The following is a 19,703-nucleotide window of genomic DNA, read 5'->3' as shown; positions in this document are numbered from 1 at the left end:
TTACAGGGAGGGAATAATGTCTGCTTCTAAAATATCCTTATAAGATATCTCAAGACCTGCGCTGCGGCCGGAAAGCTGTTTCTCACTAAGTTCGACCACCAGCATTTTGTTGCCGGGGAAGGTGAATTTTTTGAACACGAAAATATTCCGGTACTGACGCTTAAAAAAGGAAGTCTCAAACAGTACAAAGTCCGGTTTGATCTCTATCATCTGCACAGTTGTGGCCTTGGTGATCTTTTTATCTTCGATCTTAAAGCGCAGCTCATCAATATCATATTTCAGATTGGTTTCATTTTTAAAGCTGAGGTCTAAAAAGATATAGTCCCCCAGCGTGTAAATATGGTTTAGTTTGCTTTTGATGCCATATGACCGGTCATGGGGAAGATTCCCTGCAGGTTTTTCGCCTAGTAGTTTAAGGGAATAAGCCCGAAGCTGGGTCTGCGAGAGGCCGATGCCAGGGAAGTCCAGGGGACGGGTATGTGCCGGAATGATCTCAATATTGGTAAGAACAGAACCGGCGTCAGGTCCGCAGCTAAATACGATCCGGTACTGGGCGATAAATTTCTCACCAACAATTGTCACTATGGCATCAGGTTCATTAACAGCACCTGCTTTTAAGGTGTCGAGGCGGTGTTTAATGCGCAGGACGTTTTTGATGGGAAGATCCCCGGCGACGTTTGAAGAAGATATGTCTACATACTGAATAGGCTCCGGCGATATAAAATGAACCGAAACATTTTCGGGAAGGTATACAACGGGAAGTTCGGACCTTACCAAACCGCTTGCAGACGGAAGATTTTGGGCATAGTTTTGCATGGCGGTCAGCATGATGACCGTCAGGCACAGAAATAATTTTCGCATGGTTAATGTTGGTTTTGTAAGGCGTTTTGCTGCGCCTGTGGGTCAATTAAATAGATATAAGAATTATACTTGATCTTCGCCTTGTTTTTGCGGATGGCGCTGGCGATAGCCGAGGATGTGGATTGGAACATCTTATCAAGGGTACTCATCAGGAACTGGCTTCCGTTCTGCGCGCCGCCGTCGATGGTAAATCCCTGCATGGAGTTGCCGCTCAGGTCTTTGGTGAAATCCCGGAAAGCAGACGCGGGAACATACAGTCCGGGCAAACCGTCCTGATCATAAACCTCCAGTTTAACCGGCAGGATAGTTTTTCCGGTCAACACCGACTGGACCGTTAGGGTTACACGCTGCCCCTGGAATCCGCTGACCAAGGCATACAGGTAAGTTCCTTTTTTGATAAGCACCCGGCCTGCATATATATCATCCAGCAGCCGCACGCGGATGCGGGAACCTGCATATCCGGTCACGTTTTCATCAATGATGGCCATAATGAAGCCATCGTTGCCAGCTGGCATGATCGTATTGAAATCCGATGATTGGGCCTGCGCCTTACGGACTTCCATGATGGGCTGGCTTTTACGGAGCGCCTCCGCTTTGGCCAGTGCTGCACTTTTCTGCATTTCGGCCTTGTACTGGGGGTCCGCGGCCTTACCGGCACTATCCATGTAGGCCATCTGTGCTTTGAAAAGTTCCATCGGGTCTTTTTCTGCCGCTGATGGCGGTGTATCCGCTTGCTGATAAACCGGATGTTCCTTTCGCTGACGGGAAAGGTTGGATAATGCCGCTGCCAGCGCCTTATCGCCTGTAACACCTTTTTCCTGGTGCGAGGTCCCGGTCCCGGGGTAAAGCAAATGATCAGGGGCAGCTGGCTTGTACATCCCGCCCTGGAATTTGCTTTTCATCTGGCGGTCAATAGAATCCAGCATGTGCTTTTCAGCGCTGTTGTACTGGCTGGTAAATCCGGCTTCGGCACTTTGTTCCTCCCCAATGGGGCTAACTGCGGTATACCCGTCTGCTTCTTTGAAGGTATTGCGGAAAGCATCCAGTTTGTCGGAGAATGCCTGCTTTTTAACACCGGGCGAAACATCGCCCACATTGTCCTGGATACCTGCCTGGGTCTTTGGCTTTACCGCAGTCTTTGCCGAACTGCTATGCCATACGTAAAAGAACAGGCATAGAAATGGCAGAATGACCAGCGGCAAAATATACTTGGGTTGCTTAAAATTGATCTTCATGATTATTTGCTTAAATGGTTACCAAGCCTGCCGAATCTATCCAGCGCCATTTCAAGGGCCAGGCTGTCGGCGGGCGTTAATTGTTTTTTCTGCATCAGCGCCTCCACTTCTTTTTTTAGCTCCAATGTTTCACGCAGGTCCGAAGTGGTTTGCAGGATCTGGTTTAATCCGCCGGTAACGGTGGAAAGCCCCCCGGAAGAAGGCTTTTCTTGTTTTTCAGCTTGCCTTACTGCGGACTGCCTTGGTACCGGGCTCCGCAAAACGGTGAAGGACAGAACCAAAGAAACGGTCATAAGCAGGGTCATGACCGTAAATACAGCCCTTGGATACCGGGTCAGAAATGAAGTAAGGGAAGCGCCCGCTTTGTCAAAGTAGATGCTGAATTCCTTTTTGATCTCGCGATAGAGCGTATCTGCCGGATCGCGGTTAGAATGAATTTTTTTGAACATTTTCGAGGTCTTTGTTTTCCAGGGTTTTCCAGCCGGAGATCAGCACGCCATGCGGATTGTTTTCACTCCGCGGGATATCTATGAGCCTTCCTTCGGTGACCAGCGAGCGGATAACCGTTGAGCTACGCCTGTCTATTTTTAATTTGCCATAGAAACGGAAGTAGTTCTTTGCAATATCGAGGCTGATGGAGTCCGTTTGCAATGTGAGTACAGAGCTGGAGGAAAGAATGGAATTGAAATATCCCTTTTCCTTTAAATTATTCATCTGCCTTGCGCCTGATTCATCGATGAGATACATGGCTTTTTTCATCTGGTACTCGATGTATTTATCATCCGGAGTGAGTGAAAAGAAAATAGAATGGAACAGGTCGATATGGGCGCGGTATTCGGCCGGCCGGTTCATTTGTACGTCGGTTTGCTTGGCCAGTATCGGTACATTATTGTCCAGGATGTATACGCTCTGACGGGCATTTACCACCTGCAGGTAGGCATAGCCACAGGCAATTCCTGTAATCAGGATTGCGCTGATGAGGCTACCGGCCGCAACCAGGGTGGCCAGCCTGATCTTGGCTTCAATACTTTTTATGATCATAATGGATTTAAATGAGAAAGCCACCCCATATAAATGAGATGGCTTGTTAAAAAATGATTGCTTATCAGAAGAAGCTTCCGGAGGCCTTCCGGGCCATGCCAAACACGGTTCCCGCACCACGGCCAAAACTAGAAGAGGCAGAGGTGATACCGGAAGTAGAAATGATCCAGGTGGAAATGCTCGGAACGGTAAACATACAGATCGCACCGATCAGGAAAGTGATGATAACGGTTCCAAAGGAAAGTATACCGTTTCCGGCAAACCAGGTCATTTTCTCCATGCTTGCTGCCATCCCGTCCTCACCGACCAGTTCTTTATATTTGCTGATCTCTGAAAGTAGCGCGTATTTTTGCATCAGGGCACATAAATACATGATCAGGTAGGCAATACCCGAATATAGATTGACAGATATAAAACGGGCGATCCATGTGCTGAAGCTATCCCTGAAGGCCGGCAGGATACTGGCTGCAACGGCGAAGGGACCCAGAATGATAAGGATAGAAGAATAAATGATCTGTATCATAAAAATGATATAGACGGCAATCCTTAAAATCCAGATCGCTAACAGTTCCAGCAATTGGGTGACCAGCAGCTGCAGACCAACCGTTAACCTGTTCTTCAGTTCCAGCAATGGGGAGACCACTGTAGAAATCCCTTCTTTTACCGAACTGGTCACCGAGTCCCAGGCCTTTCCGTACCAGGAGTCAGATTCTTTAGCGGCCACCTCCGCCTGTGCCTGAAAGGTATAGAGCGAATTGGCCACCTTCAGCATGTAATCGGCCCTTGTAAAACGCAGGTCATTGACATGATTCTGCTCACTTTTGAACATTTCTTCTGTTCTGAGGGCTACCAGCTCGGTGGGGAAAGCGATCACCTTTACAAAGGCGCCCCACCACAGGATGACCATAACCAAGCCGAAGGGCCTAAGCAGCGGCATGATCTCCATTTTTTTATCTCCCACGATCATTTCATAGGACTTGATGGCAAAAAAAATGATCATAAAAATCGCTGACAAAGCTTTAGCGTCTGTAATAAAGAGGTCAAAGTGTGTCCAGATAGAATCCTTCAGTTTGGTAAGGAACACCATTACGCCTTCCTCATAAACCCCGTTTCCCTGGAGGAACTCGATAGATTTCTTATAATCAGCATTTGAAGGGGCTTGTGAAAAAGACCTGGGAGCCATCATCAGCAACAGGCTGATCAGGGTTATACTCATTTTGATTTTCATGGCGCTAATATTTTCTGCTTTGAACGACCTGGTCTGCAATCTGCACATCTGTCTGCGGCGTCCACTTTTCAATGGTTACCTGCCCCGCCCTGACTTTCAGCTGGTGCTCTGCCAAATTCATGTTCATCACCGCGGTGGCCGTGCGTGTAGCCCAGACAGCGGAAAGGTTGCGGTAATCCATGAGCATCCGGTGATAGGCAAGTATTCTTGCCCCACGATCCATATTTACCGCTTTGGCAGCATCGATCCGTTCTTTTAACATCTCCAGTTCTTCTGCATACCAGTTATAGGTCCCTTCGGCAATGACCTGCTGGCGAACCTTTGCGGGAAGGCGGTTTAAAAATTCTGCCTGCGAATGATTCAGTACAGGTCTGAGTTCCCTGGAATAATACATGATCCACAATGGATCGGCGGCTGAAACCGCACCCGCCTGGCCAGCCATCTCCGACAGTGCGGCCCCCCGAAGTGTATCCGCATGAAGTCTATAGCTATCATCGATCGCGCTCATAGTGGCGACCAATGCCAGGCGCTGGCTTTGCGGCCCCGATGGGCCGAGTGGGCGGAGATCTGTTTTCTTGTAGCCGGGCATTAAGCCCCAGGTCAGCCAGTAGTAAGGATTTAATCCCAAAAACCCGCTTGTCGGTGTAAACTTGTTTTTATCCCATTGCCTGAAAACCATGCGCTCCTGCTGGTAGCGGATACTTTCATCATTGATGGTCATTTGGGCGAACGCCTGCGATACACACAGGCAGATCGCCAGCATTAAAAAAATATTTTTCATAAAATTATTGTTTTAAATATTTAGCGTTGCGGATAATATCCTCCACCGTGGTTCTATCCTTGTTGATAAAAGAAGCGAAGGGGTTCAACGAGGCGATGATCCCTTTCTGTTTGGCCCAAAACATGGCCTTCCATGCGCCGTAGGCCATGCCGTCAATGATTTGAAGTTCCCTGCGGACATGGTTCAGTAGTTGGTCCCGGCTATTGTAATCAGCAAGCATGTTGTCGCCTTCTTTTAAGATGAAGCCGGAAACATCCATCACCAGCCTGGTGGCTCTTCCCCTGATCTCGGCCGCATGGCTTTCGGCAAATAAAAGCAGGTAAGGTTCAGCCCTGGCAAGGGCAATGGTCTGGTCGGCGTACCTTAGAATATCATTGACGATCACCGCCATATCTTTCACTACCAATCCATTTTTCAGTGCGGAATTGACGTTGGACAGGCTTTGATAGATCATGGTCTGGACCAGTACAACCGAACCCACATTGGTATTGATGGTTTGGAGGTTACCATCGATCTTGCCCAGGTACTGGTTATGGGTAAGCTCTGCGGTACTGCTCACTGAACCATTTTCTAATACGGCCTGAAAATGCCGGGGATCAAAAACGATCCGCTGCGCGAGCGCCGGAGCTGCAAGCAGGCTCAGGGCGAATATTGTCCAAAAAAGTCTCATTGCTTAAGATATTTAGCGTTGTTAATGATCTCCTCGATCAGAGACCTATCCTGATCGATGTAATCCCTGAATGGATTAACAGACCTGATCAGGGTATTCAGGCTTGCATACTGCGCTGAGCTGAGCAGGTTTCCAGAAAGATTTCGGATCACGTTCAGTTCTGAAAGAATAAAGTCAAACAGCATTTTCCGGTCAGCCATTTTCATTTGGTTGATATCCCCAAGAGCTGCACACAGACCGGTCAGGTAATTCGCCAGGCTGTAGGCTTTTTCCACAAATTCTATTTCGCTACGGTAAACAAGGGGGATGATCGCCGGATTGCTTCCTGCCAGCTGATAAAGCCGGGCCTGGTTGCTGATGATCCTGTTTACCATAGGGGTCGCCTGCAAACCGATATTCGCAATATTTATGGCGGTCCCAAGGCTGTTATACCTTTGCTGCAAGATACGGTAGGTATCCTTTAACCTGGCCAGCATGGTTCTGTTCCCTGCTTCGCTCGCCGTAGTAAGGGACTGTTTGTCCCGGGCGCTATTCTGTAGTTTATTTTCGGATTTGGAATAATCGGTCAACTGCCAGATCCCGGGAATATTAAGGGCCTTCTTCTGTGCATCTGCCGTGAGAAAACCCAGCAGCAGCAATAAAGGTGTTAAGATAATAGTTTTCATTTTTTCAAGTATTTAGCTTCGGTTATCACACTGTTTGCGATCTGCACATCCATATTCTGCCAGGTTGCCCATGGGTTAAGCGAGGCCCAGATGCCACGCATCCGGGCCCAGTACATGGCCCGCTGCATCCCATAGGCGATGCCCCGGAGTATGCGCAGTTCACCGGCGATATGGTTGAGCAGTTTGGCCCTTTCCCCGGAGTCCATCAGGTTGTCTTTTCCGCCCTTCAAAACAAAGCCGCCCACTTCGGTGGCAAGCACGGTGGCACGGCTTTGAAAGTCACGGGCGCCCTGCTCGGCAAAAAGCAGCAATGCAGGATTTGATTTGGCCGTATTGATCGCTTTTTCCACGTCATCCATGATATCGATTCCAATGTCCGTGATCTCTTTGATCGTAGTGAGGTTGTTGATCACGCCGGCCACCTGGCTCAGTCCTTTATAAATCCTGTCCTGCATATCGTTAACGATGACCAGCTGACTGGTAACAGCCAGCTGTCCACGCTGAATGGCGGTGAGATTTTTGTTGGTCGTGTTAAGCTGGCCGTTAATGGTAGAACTGTGCGTGAGCATTGCTGCCGAGGTCACCGGATCCACATAAAGCACCTGTGAATGGGCTGTTTTTACAACCAGTAAAAACAGCATTAGGAAGATATTTTTCATAATAAAAGGTTTAATAAATGGGCTGTTCAGCTTTATTGACCGCAGTTACAAACTCTCCAAGAGGAAGCTTGCTTTGTTTAAAATGTGCAACAAATGCGTCAAGTCCGCAGGTGTAGGAATCGTATTTCCTGGTGTAGATCTCCACGGCTGATTTTTCTGGTTTTTCGGTGGTGTAGACCAAATACTGCTCAAGGGATACCTCTACGCCATAAACCTCACCCGTCTGGCCCCTTCGGATATAAACCTCTTTGAACTGGCCGCGGTTATCTTTGTTGTCGAGCTGGTTGGTCGTAAAGATCTTCCGCTGTTCGGTTTCGGTAATGGAGAGCAGTTTGGCAATATCTCCGAAATTTTCCAGCGCCTTGCTTTGATCAAGCAGGATAACCGTGTCCGAATTGTTAATGATGCTGTCTTTAACGATGGGGTTACTCAGTATATCTGAAAGCTCCTGGGTAACTTCGATGATCTCCCCCCAGAATTTACGAACGGTCTTATTGAGGTAAAGGAGAAACTCGGCCATGATCGGTGAGGCCAGCGCTTTCCAGGCTTCTTCCAAAATGAGCGCTTTTCTGCGGTCTTTACGGTGCCGCATCTTTTGGATAAAAACGTCCATGATAATCAGCGTGACAATCGGAAACAGTACCTTGTTGTCCTTCACATTATCAATTTCATAGATAATGAACGGCTCGTTGAAAAGTGACTTATCCGCGGCTTCATTCAGTATGGTTTGATATTCACCTCCCTTAGAGAATTTCTTCAGCACATATCTGAATTCATCCAGGTCAAAAGGAATGTGATCCTCGGTTTTTATTTCAGGGATTTTCCAAAGCGCGAACTCGTAGAAACTATTGAAATTGAGTATACCTATTTTTCTTCGGTCGTGCCTGATCCTGCCAATGCGGTTTTCTTCTTTCACTGCTGCCCGGTACTTCTGGTTGAAAGCGGTGATAAAGCCCCCGGCCTCTGCGTCGCCTGCCAAAAGATCCTCGTCGGTATCACTGATCTCGGTCGCGAAAAGGTCTTCGGTAAACTCCTCCCAGCCGTCCTCAGAATACGATTGAAAAGAAGGTTCGGTCTTCATAGCTTCAAACACCCGCTTGCGGATCGCATGCAGTTGCCTTATAGACAGGCCGGGATACCCTTGACTGAAATAATTACTGTAATAAGAACCAACAAGGCTGGAGATCACATCGCGTTCCACAGTGGAAATGGTTCCTTCCGCGCCTTTCCAAAGCAGCCCGACCAGGGTAACCAGGAAGTCTTTCTTTTCAATGTTATACTCCTGCTCGCTGATGGCAAAGGGATTCATGGTAATCGGCCGCTCTTCGGTATAGGTAACATATTTCCCCTTTTTGAAGGTGTTCAAGCCTGTATAAGAGTGCCCGACATCAACAATTACCACATCCATATTGTACAGCAGGTATTGCTCAACCATACTGTTGATCAGGAAACTTTTTCCGGTTCCGGACCCGCCCAGAACGAACCGGTTCCTGTTGCTGATGCGGTTTGTGCGCATCGGAAGATCCGAAAGGTCGATGCCTATGGGTATCCCCTGACGGTCGGTGAACCGGACCAGAAAATTACTTGGTTCATCCTGGGGAAGAGATTCTTTAAAGAAGAAACACAGGGCGGCGTCGCAGGTGGTCAGGAACCAGTCGTAACTTTTTAGTTCAACACCGTTCCCGGGAAGCGCCGAGCGAAACAGTTCCAGCTGATTATAGGCGTTCCTGCTGGCTATAATACCCAGATTGAAAAGGGAGCTTTCAATAAAATTCGCTGTCTTCTGCAGCTGCTCCTGCGCGCAACAGATGATGATCGTATAATGCGCATTGACCAACAACTGGCTCTCTCTTGCCACATCATTCAGCAGCTGATCGATATCCTCTACACAGAGCTGGTTTGCGGGGTCGGGAATGCCCGAATGTCTTTTTCGTTTAAGCTCCAGTTTATTCAGCGTCCATTGCTGCTGGGGGATTTCGATGACCTGATTATAGAGTATCGTTTCGTAGCCAGGCACTTTCAGCAGGAAAGTTACCACATCGACGGGGAACCCTTTCATGGTTTCCTTTTCGTTCAATTCTGTATGGGTGCCAATTTCAGTTGGAAGGTCCACGTTGTCGGTATTGACCAAACTGATGCAACGCACTGCACGATTACCCATTTTCAGTTCAGTATCGGTAGGCAGAATATTATCCAGCACCAGGTTATCGCCGTTAAAGTCCATCGACAACACACCCAGCACCAGTTTATTGACCTCATTTTTCTTAAGGAGAACCGGAGCTGTCCTGGACTGCTGAAGTATAGCCATTACTTTGGTGACCGATTGCCTGAACGCTATCAATGCCTTTGGGTCGTATACATAAAACCTTCCCTTTTTCGGTTGGAGCGTAATGGTGAGGTAAGTGCTGATCCGGGTGTAATCGCGCCCGGCAAAATGAGCGTTATATTTATCTTGTAAATAATCATCCGACTTTTTATAGGGATATTTTGACCTGCTGAAGACATCCTGTTTTTGCAGCAGGTAGCCGTCTCCTAAGATTTTGACAATGCTGATAAACAGACTATGAAATTCATCATAGGCAGCGGCCGAGGCTGAATACTGGAGCACGGGGTTTTTGATCTGGATGATCACCGAGCATTCCCCGTTCAGGCCATACAACAGGTCAAAGTCCTGGTAAGCATCAATGCCGATATAAGGCAGCTTAAATGCGTTCTTCTGTGCCATAAGATTTTAGATTAGTGAGACCAGTCTGGTGGATGTAGATTCCTTTTGCCTGGGTCTTGTCATGCAGACCCCCTTTTTGTTTACCTGCGGTGTAGAACAAGCCGCCGACAATCAGGCCGATGAGTGCTATCGCGCCAACATACATATTGACCAGGGCCATGATAATGGAACCTGCTACCAGGCCCAATAAAAGAGCGCCTACCCCCCAGTAGATAAATTTTCCTTTGAAGCCTTTAAAAATAAGGGGCCGCTGGAGCCCCTTATAAACGGCATACCGCTTTGCCATACCTTACAATCCAAAAAAGGCTTTGATGATCAGCGATGACAGCACCAAAAAGAGGCAGGAACCTCCCCAGCCCATCAATTCTTTATTGATATCCTGGTCTCCGCTATTCCATTTGGAATACACCCGGATAGCGCCTACTATACCAACGATGCCTCCGATGACCAGAGCGATATTGGTGACAGGATCAACATAGGTCGTCAGGGTGCTGGTAGCGGTGTTCAATCCGTTTACGCCACTTTGGGCGAATGCCGGCACCTGCGTAATGGCCAATAGCATGGCCATAGCGAACATTTTTGTTCTCTTCATTTTCTTGTTCGTTAAAAATTAATGGAAATGGAATTAAAAAAAGAAAGCTGCCCCGGCCGGATGCAGCTTGATCTTACAAGGGGAAAATGGTTTTTAGATGCCAAATATGGCCCTGACAAACGGACCCGCTAAAACCATGAAAAGGGAGGCAAAGAACCAGGCAGCAACGTCGCCCGTGATACGTTCTTTGCCCATTTGCCAGTTGTGGTAGATCTTTAGGGCACCGATAAGGCCAAAAATCACAGCAAGCACCAGCGAAGCATCGATCGAGGAGAAAAACGAACCTGTGAGCTCCTGCCTGGCTTGCTGCATTTCGTTAAGCCCGGGCTGGGCAAGTGCAGTACCGCAAGTTCCTGTGAGGATGCCCCAGGTAAATAAACAGCGATTTTTCATAGCTTAAAAGCTTACTGGCCGCGTGTAGATAATGGCTTCTTCACGTGCCAGGGTAAACATGTTTTTCAGGGAGACCCCTCCGGAGCTGATCACCTCGGGCGCTGCTTTGGGCCCCGCCTTGATCGGCTTGCCAGATCCCGGGGCAGCAGGGTTTATCACTGTTAATACATCGTCCTGTGCTTCAATGAGCTGAGGTTCGGTGGATTCATTAAAAGTCAGTTCATTACTCATGGCCTTACCCACGGCCAGCCGCACATTGCCTTTGAGTTCGAGTAAAATGACCACCAGGTAATACAGGGTATAAACGCCGGTGATCCATAGGAAAAATTGAAGCCAGTTCATCATTCTAGTTTTAGTAGGAATTGTTTAATAATTGTTTTCAGTTCAGGGTGCAGGGCAAATAATTGCCTGACAGAATAGGCAACAAGCTTGGTCACATCCACGCCGGTAGCCATCTTCAACTGGTTCATGGTCTGCAATGTCTTTGCATCGAAGCGCACATGAACCATACTTTTATGATCGGAATTATCATAAGCTCGGATCAGATCCAGGATGGGTGGTATTTTGGGCTCTGCGCGTGTTTTGACAGGGGCATCATCCTTAGGCCGGACAGTTTCCTTCGTCTGTTCCCCGGATCCTTTGTTATCCGGCTCGGTGATCTTCCCGCGAAGCTGATCTGCCAATGATTTAATATTGCTCATAGGTTATTTATTAGGTGATCTTTATATATTTTATCAAAAACCCGGATGATTACAGGTAAGACCGAAAGCGGGGTCTGGACAGTATTTGTCCGCTGGAAATCGATCCGGTCGGGTATCGCTGAACTGATGTTACCGAACTTGGAGAGCTGCTCATCGACTTCTACCTGAGTATCATATTTGACATTGGCCTTGATGCGGTTGGGAATATAACTGATGGTTACATCCGGATTGATCTTGCGCAGCACAACGGAAAACAGGATGGTGGAATCGAAGCTGAATTCATCGTAGGCAAAGGGACAGATCACTAAATCTGCCGATTTGAAAACCGGGATCAGGCCATCATCATCCAGCTTTCCGGGCAAATCGATCAAAACCACCTGGTCTCCGCTGGCTTTTAGTATTTCCAGCATATCCGGATAATTTTCCAGGTTTGCAGCGATCACCTCATAGGGTTCGGCATTTTCCAGCAGTTTTGCTTTTTCAAACTTCTGTGCGATGGATTGCTGGTAATCCATGTCAATGACAGTAACAGCACATTTTTTTGCCTGCGTCAGGTAATTTGCCAGCATAAGGGTGAGCGTACTTTTTCCCGCTCCGCCTTTTTGGTTTCCAATAATAATGACCATGAAATTTTGATTTTAAATGTGTTACCTGGAATTGGTGCGGGCCTTTTTCTTGCGCCTTCGGTTCCTGCCGTTAATCGCCTCGTCATCAATATCCGCTGAAATACTCACCGGAGGTATATAATATTCGCCAGGGTCCGGTGATTCATACTGCCCCTGGAAATCTGCCAGTTCTGTTTCTGTAAGCAGATCAGATACAGGTATAGCAAACTGCGTTTTGTTATCAACCAGCACCGCTGTACCATCATCATCTGCGAGGATCAATCCCTGGTGCCGCAGTCCTTGGTTAAAGTCCGGATAATTGTTAAGCGATGCTTTCAATAAGGCAGCATAGTAGTCGTTTTCTTCAACGCTAAGCTGCTTAACGGTAAACGCTTCAGGCTCATTTTCAGCTTGAATGAACTCCCCCGTGCCCTTGCTCTCCAGCAGCGTTTTCAGGGGCATGATCTCGTTTCCTTTCCATACTGTTTTTTCCCGGTGATCGATAACAGAATAACCGTACGGAGGCTTGCCATCCTTACTGTGAAACAGTAGGGCAATGCCTAATTTAGCTTTCAGGAATTCTGAAAATGGAGAAGAATACCCATCCGGTTTCCCCGTTAAACCGCCGGGCAAGGGTTTTACATCAGCGCTTAAATCCGTCCGGTACACCTGGCGGTACTTCTCAAAAATTGCTTTGAGCTGTTTCTGGCGATCGGCATCTTTATGGTACCTGCTGATTTGTTCCTGGAGTTCTGCTAAAGGGATTTCCTGGAGTTTTTTACCATATTTTATAATTTGCAGTTGCCCGGCGGATTCCTTAACCACATATCCCATGCTTTCCAGTACCATCATGAACTGGGCTTGGGTGGAGAACTGGAAGCCAAGCGCCTTATGGATATCACGCGAAGCCTTATAGGTTTCATCCATTTCCATCACCTTATTCAGGTTCTGTACTGCCCGGATCTTTTCAAATCCACTATTGATCTTTTTACCATCCCGCCCAACCCTTACCGAAACGGCGTGTACATGGTTATTTTTGGTGTCCCTATGATAAACAATGAGGTAGGGCTGCCGGCCATAGCCCATTTCGGTAAGCCATTTGACGGCTATCTCGGTTAGGGCATATTTATCATAGGTTTGACCCTTGGCTGAAATGGCGGCATGGAACTGCGGATTTTTGACCCGCTTGTTTTGAGCGGCCAGCAGTTGAAGGTAATTTCGGTAATCTTCCGGTCTCAACCGGTCCAATCCCTGCAGCGGACCAAAATTTTCAGCGAGCATCAGCTCGCCTTTGTCTTTGTCGATCTTTTCGGTATTGTAACTAACGCCGGCGAAGTTGGGCGATGAGGAAAGAATTTTAACAATCATCGTAAGAAATATTTGTGAACCGGTCAAACGGGCAGCCAGTGAAAGGGAATTCAATCTGCTAACGGCCTATTTTCCGGTTTCCTGTATAATCCTGGTCATCGCTCTGCTGACCGGCAGACAGGCCTTGACCTAGCTTTTGTAAATTTTCTGCTATCACCTGCGGCAGCCCGCTTTCCGTTAATGGCTTAAGTATCCCTACAAGGTTCTTTTCAATCGGATAATCGCTGATGAATTCAGCGGGGTCGATACCATATTCCCTGGCAACGGCATAGGGGTCAAGCTTGACCTCATAGGGGATTTCCAGCAGTACCACGTTTTCCGGCGGTGCTGTAATGTCTGGATCAAAGTCCCATTCGCGGTGGTTTACCGTATCATAAAAACACAGGTACTGTTCGCCGGACCTGGACATTTCCATATTCTTCAGATTGATGTTGTTCCAGGGAGAGGCAGTTTCCCGTAACTCTTTCAGTCTCCAGTCAATGGTAAAATCGGTGCCGTTAATATCGATGTGGGGCAATGTCCCCGCCGAGCGCAGCCGAAACAGTTCGGCAGCTTCCTTTTTGTTGATCTGATTCATATGATTTAATGTTATGTAGCCTTGTTGCTGTATAGCCGGGCAGCTATGTAACTATGGCGCTAGGTAGCACTATAGCTATAGTGCCATGGAGCAATGTGTCTATATTGCCCTATAGTAACACGGCTCCATAGCTATATAGCCACATGGATCTATTGTTATATAGCTATATATCGATAGATCACCTGCCAAGAGTCCTGATGATTTTTCTCAGGGTAATCTCCAGGGCGGTCTGACCAGTAATGTAGTCTTGAAAAAGGAGGTTGAACCGCTCGGTCACCGCAGGGGAAAGAATGCCTTTTTTATTTAAAATGTTGGCATAACGGGCCAGCTGATTGATGTTATTGCCGGCCCGGCCAATTTCGGTACCGATCTCATCTAGCTCCCTTATCATTTCTTTCGCGTTTACCATGATAAGGGGAAGGTTATCCAGTAACCTTGAGCGGATGAGATCAGCACGGCTGATCCCTAATTCCTTTTCCAGATCGAGAATCCTCCGGTATTCCTCTTCGGTAAACCGGGCGTCGATCTTTCTGATCTTCTTTCCTTCCAACAAACGAGGCCGCCCTCTAAATTTTATTTTATCCTTCATAAAAGAGGAAATGAGTTGCGAATTTCCGATACTTCCTTAGCCTGACCATAGGAAGGTTAAGGCAAGATTCTTTTTGGTAGACTGAAAAAGAGCGAAGCGATTTTTTGTCGGACAAAAAGACATCTTGCCAGGAAAAAAACCATAATATATCCGCAGGAAAAATAAGTGCGGGCAGCACTATCCATCCAAGTCAAGACGCTGCTTCAACTGCTTTGACTGTTCCCGCAGGATCCGGTCATTGCATACTTTCACAAAATCCACAGGTATAGTCTTCTTATGAAAGCCTCCCTCGCGGTAAATGTCGCCGTTCCGGTCAGGGCGATTACCCCGGAGGGCTTTATGATCCGTTCATAGATTTTCCATAGCGAAGGCAGATCGATGATGTCATCCCAGGTATTTATGGTCGTCCCATAAGGCAGGTCGCAGAGAATAAAATCAATGCTCTGATCAGGGAAGTCAGCCATTACCAAAAGGCAATCTCCTTCTATCACCTTGTTGAGGTATTGCAGGATTGGTTTCATAAAGAATAAGTTGAGTTATCGTGCGAGACGGTTTTTGACATTTGAGGTATCAGGAATGCCTATCGAAAGCTCCTGGTTAATCGTATGCGGCCCTAACTGCCCGGCCATTCCTTTGAGCAGCTTACATCCAGTTAAAGGAACCGGGGTTCCCTGGACCACCATTAATTCAGGTGTCATTGTTATTTTATCGTTATAATCCTTAAAGCCGAAATAGTAAAAAGAACAGTCTTTTGCCCAGGGAATCGCTTTGCGTATATCCTTTGTGCTTTTTATGCCCGGTCCGTCGTTATCAAAGAAGATCTCGATTTTTGGAATATTCCGGAGATCGTCTATCGCCCTTGCCAGAAGCGACAGCGAATTTAAAACAATAACCGTTGGCGCTTCCCGGCGATGATTCTCTTTCAGCCAGCTCAGAAAATCCATATAGCCTTCGAAAAGGACTGCATGCCCAGGATTTCCGGGAATGATGGACAACCCTTTGGCACCAATGCTACTTTTAAACCCTTTAGTGTTAGCGAATTCCCAGTTCCCAAACTCGTTCATCCAGCCAACCGCAAAAAAACAGCCATTGCCATCGGGCATGTCCCGGCGGCGGTAATAAACTTCAACAACATGGCCAGCGGCTATTTCCAGGATCCCCCTTCTTCTTAAGTACTGCGTGAGCACGAAGTGGGAACCGAGTGGCCTGGTCCTGACCAGTTCAAATTTAAAGGCTGCTTCATCAGCAGGAGAAGTAGCTTTCTCTGATAGATAATAATTTGTTACCGGCACCCGGTCCATACTGTTTATCTCGCGTATTTTATTCAGCACTTCTACGAAGGATAAGCGCGGCCAATAGGCCACTGCTAACTGGACAATTCCACCACCGCTGATCCCGGTTTCACCAGCACCACCACGGTCCAGCCATTTACCACCGGCATCCCATACGGTAAATGAGGGTGTGTTTTTATTAGTTTCACGAAGCATACTATGGTAGAAATGCTCCTTACCGCTTTTATAGACTGGATGGTGGCCAAGACAGGCCAGGAATCCAACGATAGAAATTTCTTCCAGGGTGGACATATTCACGAAATCAGACATATCAGAATGAATTATTAGGAGACGGTCTTTTGGATAGAGGCTAAAAACTCATCTGCGAGATGGTCTTTACTGAAATAAACCGCTACCTCAGCAAATTTCGTAGCCCTGCATTTTGCGGCCTGGATAAATTCTGGTGAGTTCATTACCAGTATATTTGCACCGGAGCCTCTGTTTGCGTATATCCAGCTAAGGTAATCTGTATATTCCTCGAACAGGACAAGGCTGCTTTGACTTCCAGGAATGAAAGACATTCCCTTACGTCCCAGGCACCCGGAATAGTTCCGGCTCCTAACTTCCCAGCCACCATTTTCGTTCTGCCAGCCTGCAGCGAAGAAATCCTTGCGTCTTTGCTTCTCATCAACGACATAGTAACAAATCTCCTGGAGCTGTCCGAGTGCGATCTCCCAGATACCTTGTGATTGCAGGTATGCGGTAATCCCGGAATTGCAGCCCAGCGGCCGTGTCTCCGCAATATGATAATAGGGAATTTTTATTGCCCTGCGCTTCCTGAGGTTTTCCCTAGCCCTTGACATTTGGACATCAGGTTCCGACAGACAAAGCAGCGAAATCTTTTCCAGTACCTGTTGCTGATCAAGGCCTACCCAATAGGCCATGCCAAAATCAATGATATCACCGCTTTTTTTGGTTAAGTGGTCAAACCATATATCCAGGCGGGTATTGATTGTAAAGGATGGCTTTATTTCCGAAGCCCGGAGTACATTCAGATAAAGCGCCTCATCTGAACTGGTTTTTAAAGGCTTAAATCCCAGCCGCGCCAATAGGTTGCCAAGCCGAACCTGTTCCCGGAGGGATTCGGCACTTAAGATATTCGGAGTCATAATCGTATGTATTTAGTTTAGATTTATAAATAGCGCATAGCGTCCAGCGACTTGCGGATTGCTTCCGCCTCCAGACGGTCGATGCGCCAGGTTGCCGAGTGGTCGCCGTCTTTTCGCGCGGTGATGAAGCCCTGCTGAATCCAGCGTTCAATATTCTTCCTGCCGTAAAGACGGAAGGCTTCCGATTTATTCAGGTAGGGTTTTAGCTTGCCGGTCTTGGCAAGCGCAAGTTCTGCCCCGATTTCTGCCGCACCACTTAAGAGCAGGCTGAGCTGATGATGAGTCAGTAAAATGTTCATGGTGAAAAAAACTATGGGAAAGAAGCAAAAAGAAGCTTTTGCTTAATCAGGACTGGCAATGGGTAACGAACCCAGGCAATTCTCTTTTGCCAGTTAATAAGTCGGGACTACCTGCGTCAGATCCTACGATCCGGGCTGTCGCCTGCCAATGCGCTTTCAGTTATTGGTGCTTGATCTTATCCATGGCCCAAACCGTTTAAAACAGCCGGGCTATGGATAGATACCTAACCTCACCTTCGCAAAATTTTCCGTGGTCACGGAATAATGCCTTGTCCCCATACGTCAAAGATCAATCGTGTAAGCGCATAGCTTACCCATGCCTCTCTGCCACCGGCAGATAGGTTATTCTGTTACTGGAGGCCGCTACGGCTTCTAGTTGCTGGTACTCGATACATTTTTTGATTGGTTTACCATCCTGTGTTGCCATATTGATCAGCCCTTCGCTAATCCAGCGGTCAACGTCGCTGCGCCCGTACAACCGGTAAGCCTGGGCTTTGGTCAGGTACTGGCTCAGGACACCGTTTTGAGACAGCGCCTTTTGGGCCCCGTCACTGGCGGCATTTTTCAGCAGGGGAATCAGTTCCTTTAGTTTCATAGGTCAAAAGGAGCTGAGGTGAAATGGTAAACCTTGCGGAAAGGGAAATATGAGCACGATGCTTCTTGCCCAGGAAAACTGGCTGGCCTGTTAAGGCAGAAAGGAAAAGAGGGGAAGTTAAATTGCAGTTTCATAACCTTGTCCGTTTGCCCAGCACACCATGTGAAGGACAACGGGACAAAGTTTCAAAGGATCTCAAATTTTGATTGACAACCTGTTGGGTCGGTCCCCAAAGTTTTTTTTAAAAACAGCTTAAACGCGGCTGAAATGGGGTTAATTCTCGCGGTTTTTTTTCGCCTGCCGCTTTTTACGTTTCAGATCGTCTTCATTTTCAAGCCTGATATTGATGGACTCGCGCATCCGGTCAATGTATTTGGTGGTATTTATACGGTCTCTCCGGGCAATTTCAGTCCACCGCCGATAAGCCCGTCCAATGTTGATCTCCAGGGTATTCTCCAGCCATCTGACGATTTCTGAAATCGTCGCATTCCCGCTATTGATCTGACCTGTGAGCCAGATGCCATAGGCTAACTCGACCAGATTGATAGATTCCCCTGTCCATTTGAGGCCGGCAGCAGGACCGGGTTGTGCATTGGGCGAGTGGATGACAATTTCGGGACTGTCCAAATGTTGTATCCGTCGGATTATCTCCTGCTGAAACAGTTCATAAGCGCGGATCTTAGCAAACAGATAGTCCTGGCTGGTGGAAAATTCGGGGTCGTCCTCAGGGAGGTCGGGTATTAGCAGACTTGGAACTTCCATGCCTCTTTTGAAATATAACCCATCCAGCTCTGTTGCTCCTAAGCGGTAATACTGATAGTGAAATGCAACACGCTGAAAGAACCGCTGGACTGCCTTGAGTTCGTCCCGATAAAACTTGCGTAAGGTATCTTTATCCCCTGCGGGCACACTTGTGACCATACCATACCATTCCAGGTAATAAAGCTTTAGCGCATAAAACTTCGGCTTAACGTGCTTAAAGAAATATATCTGCTCCGATTCGTTCTTAAACGGAGTTTCATGGACGTAAGCTTTTAGCCTGGACAAGGCAGATCGGATTACATTCAGAATATTGTAGAGTATTTTAACCTGCTCATTTTCTTGATCTTTAATTTTTTTAATTTCATCCTGGAGATTTACATAAAGCTCCTCAGTCATGGTTTCTAACATAATATAAAAGTGTTTAAATGGATCCCGCTGCCTGCCGGCTATCCGGCAACTTCGACTACACGGGAGATAGGTAGCTGTCGTTCATTCTCCTCCGATCTGTTTATAGTTTTGAATAATTTCAGGTCAAAATTAGTGGAGGTGAAATGCAGCGGAAATACCCAAATCGGGTATTGTTGATACCTAAATAGTAGAACTTTTCGTGACAAACCACAAAAAAACAGGTAGTTATGATATTTTCCAGTTAATTGGGAGCGGTAAAGGAATTTAAAACAGGCTCAGCCTCTAGATTTGCTGATGACTACCAAAGTATTATAAAAATGCAGATTTAATTGTCGGGCTTCCCGCTTGAGATGCATGAGGTAGAGCTCACGAGAATGTTTATCATTTATGGCGATGTGGCCACTTTTAAGGTTATTTGTGACCGCATCACAAAAAACGCAAGGGATATGGATTTGTGGAGATGGGCAGCGCTGAGGCAGCAGAAAAACCGATCCTGGATTTAATGTAAC

At 47.3% G+C, this 19,703-nt stretch carries 25 protein-coding genes; all 25 read right to left on the bottom strand.

The genetic code is table 11. The features are described 5' to 3' along the window. Complete coding sequence (traN, locus tag J7E57_RS02865; protein ID WP_215125098.1) at positions 1-861, bottom strand: conjugative transposon protein TraN; 861 nt, start codon at positions 859-861, stop codon at positions 1-3. A 2-nt stretch (positions 862-863) separates the two neighbouring features. Beyond that, complete coding sequence (locus J7E57_RS02860; protein ID WP_215125097.1) at positions 864-2,096, bottom strand: conjugative transposon protein TraM; 1,233 nt, start codon at positions 2,094-2,096, stop codon at positions 864-866. Positions 2,097-2,098: 2 nt separating this feature from the next. Beyond that, positions 2,099-2,545, bottom strand: a complete 447-nt coding sequence (locus J7E57_RS02855; protein WP_215125096.1) for a hypothetical protein — start codon at positions 2,543-2,545, stop codon at positions 2,099-2,101. Continuing rightward, positions 2,523-3,137 carry a conjugative transposon protein TraK gene (traK, locus tag J7E57_RS02850; RefSeq protein ID WP_215125095.1) on the bottom strand — a complete coding sequence of 205 codons (615 nt, stop codon included), beginning with the start codon at positions 3,135-3,137 and terminating at the stop codon, positions 2,523-2,525. Before traK ends, J7E57_RS02855 begins: the two co-directional genes overlap by 23 nt. 64 nt (positions 3,138-3,201) lie before the next feature. Beyond that, entirely contained in the window at positions 3,202-4,365 is a 1,164-nt protein-coding gene (locus J7E57_RS02845; protein WP_215125094.1) for a plasmid transfer protein, read from the bottom strand. Between the two features lie 4 nt (positions 4,366-4,369). Beyond that, positions 4,370-5,146 (bottom strand): hypothetical protein, encoded by a 777-nt coding sequence (locus J7E57_RS02840; RefSeq protein ID WP_215125093.1) that lies wholly within the window; start codon positions 5,144-5,146, stop codon positions 4,370-4,372. A 4-nt stretch (positions 5,147-5,150) separates the two neighbouring features. Next, the gene (locus tag J7E57_RS02835; RefSeq protein ID WP_215125092.1) at positions 5,151-5,816 is read right to left on the bottom strand and encodes a hypothetical protein; all 666 of its coding nucleotides are present in this window, start codon (positions 5,814-5,816) and stop codon (positions 5,151-5,153) included. Further along, positions 5,813-6,481, bottom strand: a complete 669-nt coding sequence (locus tag J7E57_RS02830; RefSeq protein ID WP_215125091.1) for a hypothetical protein — start codon at positions 6,479-6,481, stop codon at positions 5,813-5,815. The genes J7E57_RS02835 and J7E57_RS02830 overlap by 4 nt, the downstream gene beginning before the upstream one ends. Beyond that, positions 6,478-7,140 (bottom strand): hypothetical protein, encoded by a 663-nt coding sequence (locus tag J7E57_RS02825; RefSeq protein WP_215125090.1) that lies wholly within the window; start codon positions 7,138-7,140, stop codon positions 6,478-6,480. The genes J7E57_RS02830 and J7E57_RS02825 overlap by 4 nt, the downstream gene beginning before the upstream one ends. 10 nt (positions 7,141-7,150) lie before the next feature. Further along, on the bottom strand, positions 7,151-9,865 hold the full coding sequence (locus tag J7E57_RS27055) for a helicase HerA domain-containing protein (protein WP_251029774.1): 2,715 nt from the start codon (positions 9,863-9,865) through the stop codon (positions 7,151-7,153). Next, the gene (locus J7E57_RS02810) at positions 9,843-10,151 is read right to left on the bottom strand and encodes a plasmid transfer protein (protein WP_215125089.1); all 309 of its coding nucleotides are present in this window, start codon (positions 10,149-10,151) and stop codon (positions 9,843-9,845) included. The genes J7E57_RS27055 and J7E57_RS02810 overlap by 23 nt, the downstream gene beginning before the upstream one ends. Positions 10,152-10,154: 3 nt before the next feature. Continuing rightward, entirely contained in the window at positions 10,155-10,457 is a 303-nt protein-coding gene (locus tag J7E57_RS02805; protein WP_215125088.1) for a DUF4134 domain-containing protein, read from the bottom strand. Between the two features lie 93 nt (positions 10,458-10,550). Next, positions 10,551-10,850, bottom strand: coding sequence for a DUF4134 family protein (locus tag J7E57_RS02800; RefSeq protein ID WP_215125087.1), 300 nt, complete (start codon positions 10,848-10,850; stop codon positions 10,551-10,553). A 3-nt stretch (positions 10,851-10,853) separates the two neighbouring features. Continuing rightward, positions 10,854-11,195: a hypothetical protein gene (locus tag J7E57_RS02795; protein WP_215125086.1), complete on the bottom strand. Its 342-nt coding sequence runs from the start codon at positions 11,193-11,195 to the stop codon at positions 10,854-10,856. Continuing rightward, positions 11,192-11,551: a hypothetical protein gene (locus J7E57_RS02790; RefSeq protein WP_215125085.1), complete on the bottom strand. Its 360-nt coding sequence runs from the start codon at positions 11,549-11,551 to the stop codon at positions 11,192-11,194. Before J7E57_RS02790 ends, J7E57_RS02795 begins: the two co-directional genes overlap by 4 nt. Next, positions 11,548-12,177: a ParA family protein gene (locus J7E57_RS02785; RefSeq protein ID WP_215125082.1), complete on the bottom strand. Its 630-nt coding sequence runs from the start codon at positions 12,175-12,177 to the stop codon at positions 11,548-11,550. Before J7E57_RS02785 ends, J7E57_RS02790 begins: the two co-directional genes overlap by 4 nt. Before the next feature lie 21 nt (positions 12,178-12,198). After that, positions 12,199-13,524, bottom strand: coding sequence for a relaxase/mobilization nuclease domain-containing protein (locus J7E57_RS02780; protein ID WP_215125080.1), 1,326 nt, complete (start codon positions 13,522-13,524; stop codon positions 12,199-12,201). Positions 13,525-13,582: 58 nt separating this feature from the next. Next, positions 13,583-14,101 (bottom strand): hypothetical protein, encoded by a 519-nt coding sequence (locus J7E57_RS02775; RefSeq protein ID WP_215125078.1) that lies wholly within the window; start codon positions 14,099-14,101, stop codon positions 13,583-13,585. A gap of 178 nt (positions 14,102-14,279) precedes the next feature. Continuing rightward, entirely contained in the window at positions 14,280-14,690 is a 411-nt protein-coding gene (locus J7E57_RS02770; RefSeq protein WP_215125077.1) for a plasmid mobilization protein, read from the bottom strand. A gap of 248 nt (positions 14,691-14,938) precedes the next feature. Then, on the bottom strand, positions 14,939-15,211 hold the full coding sequence (locus J7E57_RS02765; protein WP_215125076.1) for a hypothetical protein: 273 nt from the start codon (positions 15,209-15,211) through the stop codon (positions 14,939-14,941). A 15-nt stretch (positions 15,212-15,226) separates the two neighbouring features. Further along, positions 15,227-16,177: a toprim domain-containing protein gene (locus J7E57_RS02760; RefSeq protein ID WP_215125075.1), complete on the bottom strand. Its 951-nt coding sequence runs from the start codon at positions 16,175-16,177 to the stop codon at positions 15,227-15,229. Positions 16,178-16,305: 128 nt separating this feature from the next. Further along, positions 16,306-17,130 carry a hypothetical protein gene (locus J7E57_RS02755; protein ID WP_215125074.1) on the bottom strand — a complete coding sequence of 275 codons (825 nt, stop codon included), beginning with the start codon at positions 17,128-17,130 and terminating at the stop codon, positions 16,306-16,308. 23 nt (positions 17,131-17,153) lie between these two features. Next, the gene (locus J7E57_RS02750; protein WP_215125073.1) at positions 17,154-17,429 is read right to left on the bottom strand and encodes a hypothetical protein; all 276 of its coding nucleotides are present in this window, start codon (positions 17,427-17,429) and stop codon (positions 17,154-17,156) included. Between the two features lie 310 nt (positions 17,430-17,739). Then, positions 17,740-18,024, bottom strand: coding sequence for a hypothetical protein (locus J7E57_RS02745; RefSeq protein ID WP_215125071.1), 285 nt, complete (start codon positions 18,022-18,024; stop codon positions 17,740-17,742). A gap of 273 nt (positions 18,025-18,297) precedes the next feature. Then, positions 18,298-19,194, bottom strand: a complete 897-nt coding sequence (locus J7E57_RS02740; RefSeq protein WP_215125070.1) for an RteC domain-containing protein — start codon at positions 19,192-19,194, stop codon at positions 18,298-18,300. Positions 19,195-19,703 lie beyond the last annotated feature (509 nt).

Source organism: Pedobacter sp. ISL-64 (assembly GCF_018613605.1).
Taxonomy (GTDB): Bacteria; Bacteroidota; Bacteroidia; order Sphingobacteriales; family Sphingobacteriaceae; genus Pedobacter.
Note: the sequence above shows the minus strand (reverse complement) of the source record. Positions and strands in the feature narration are given on the sequence as shown.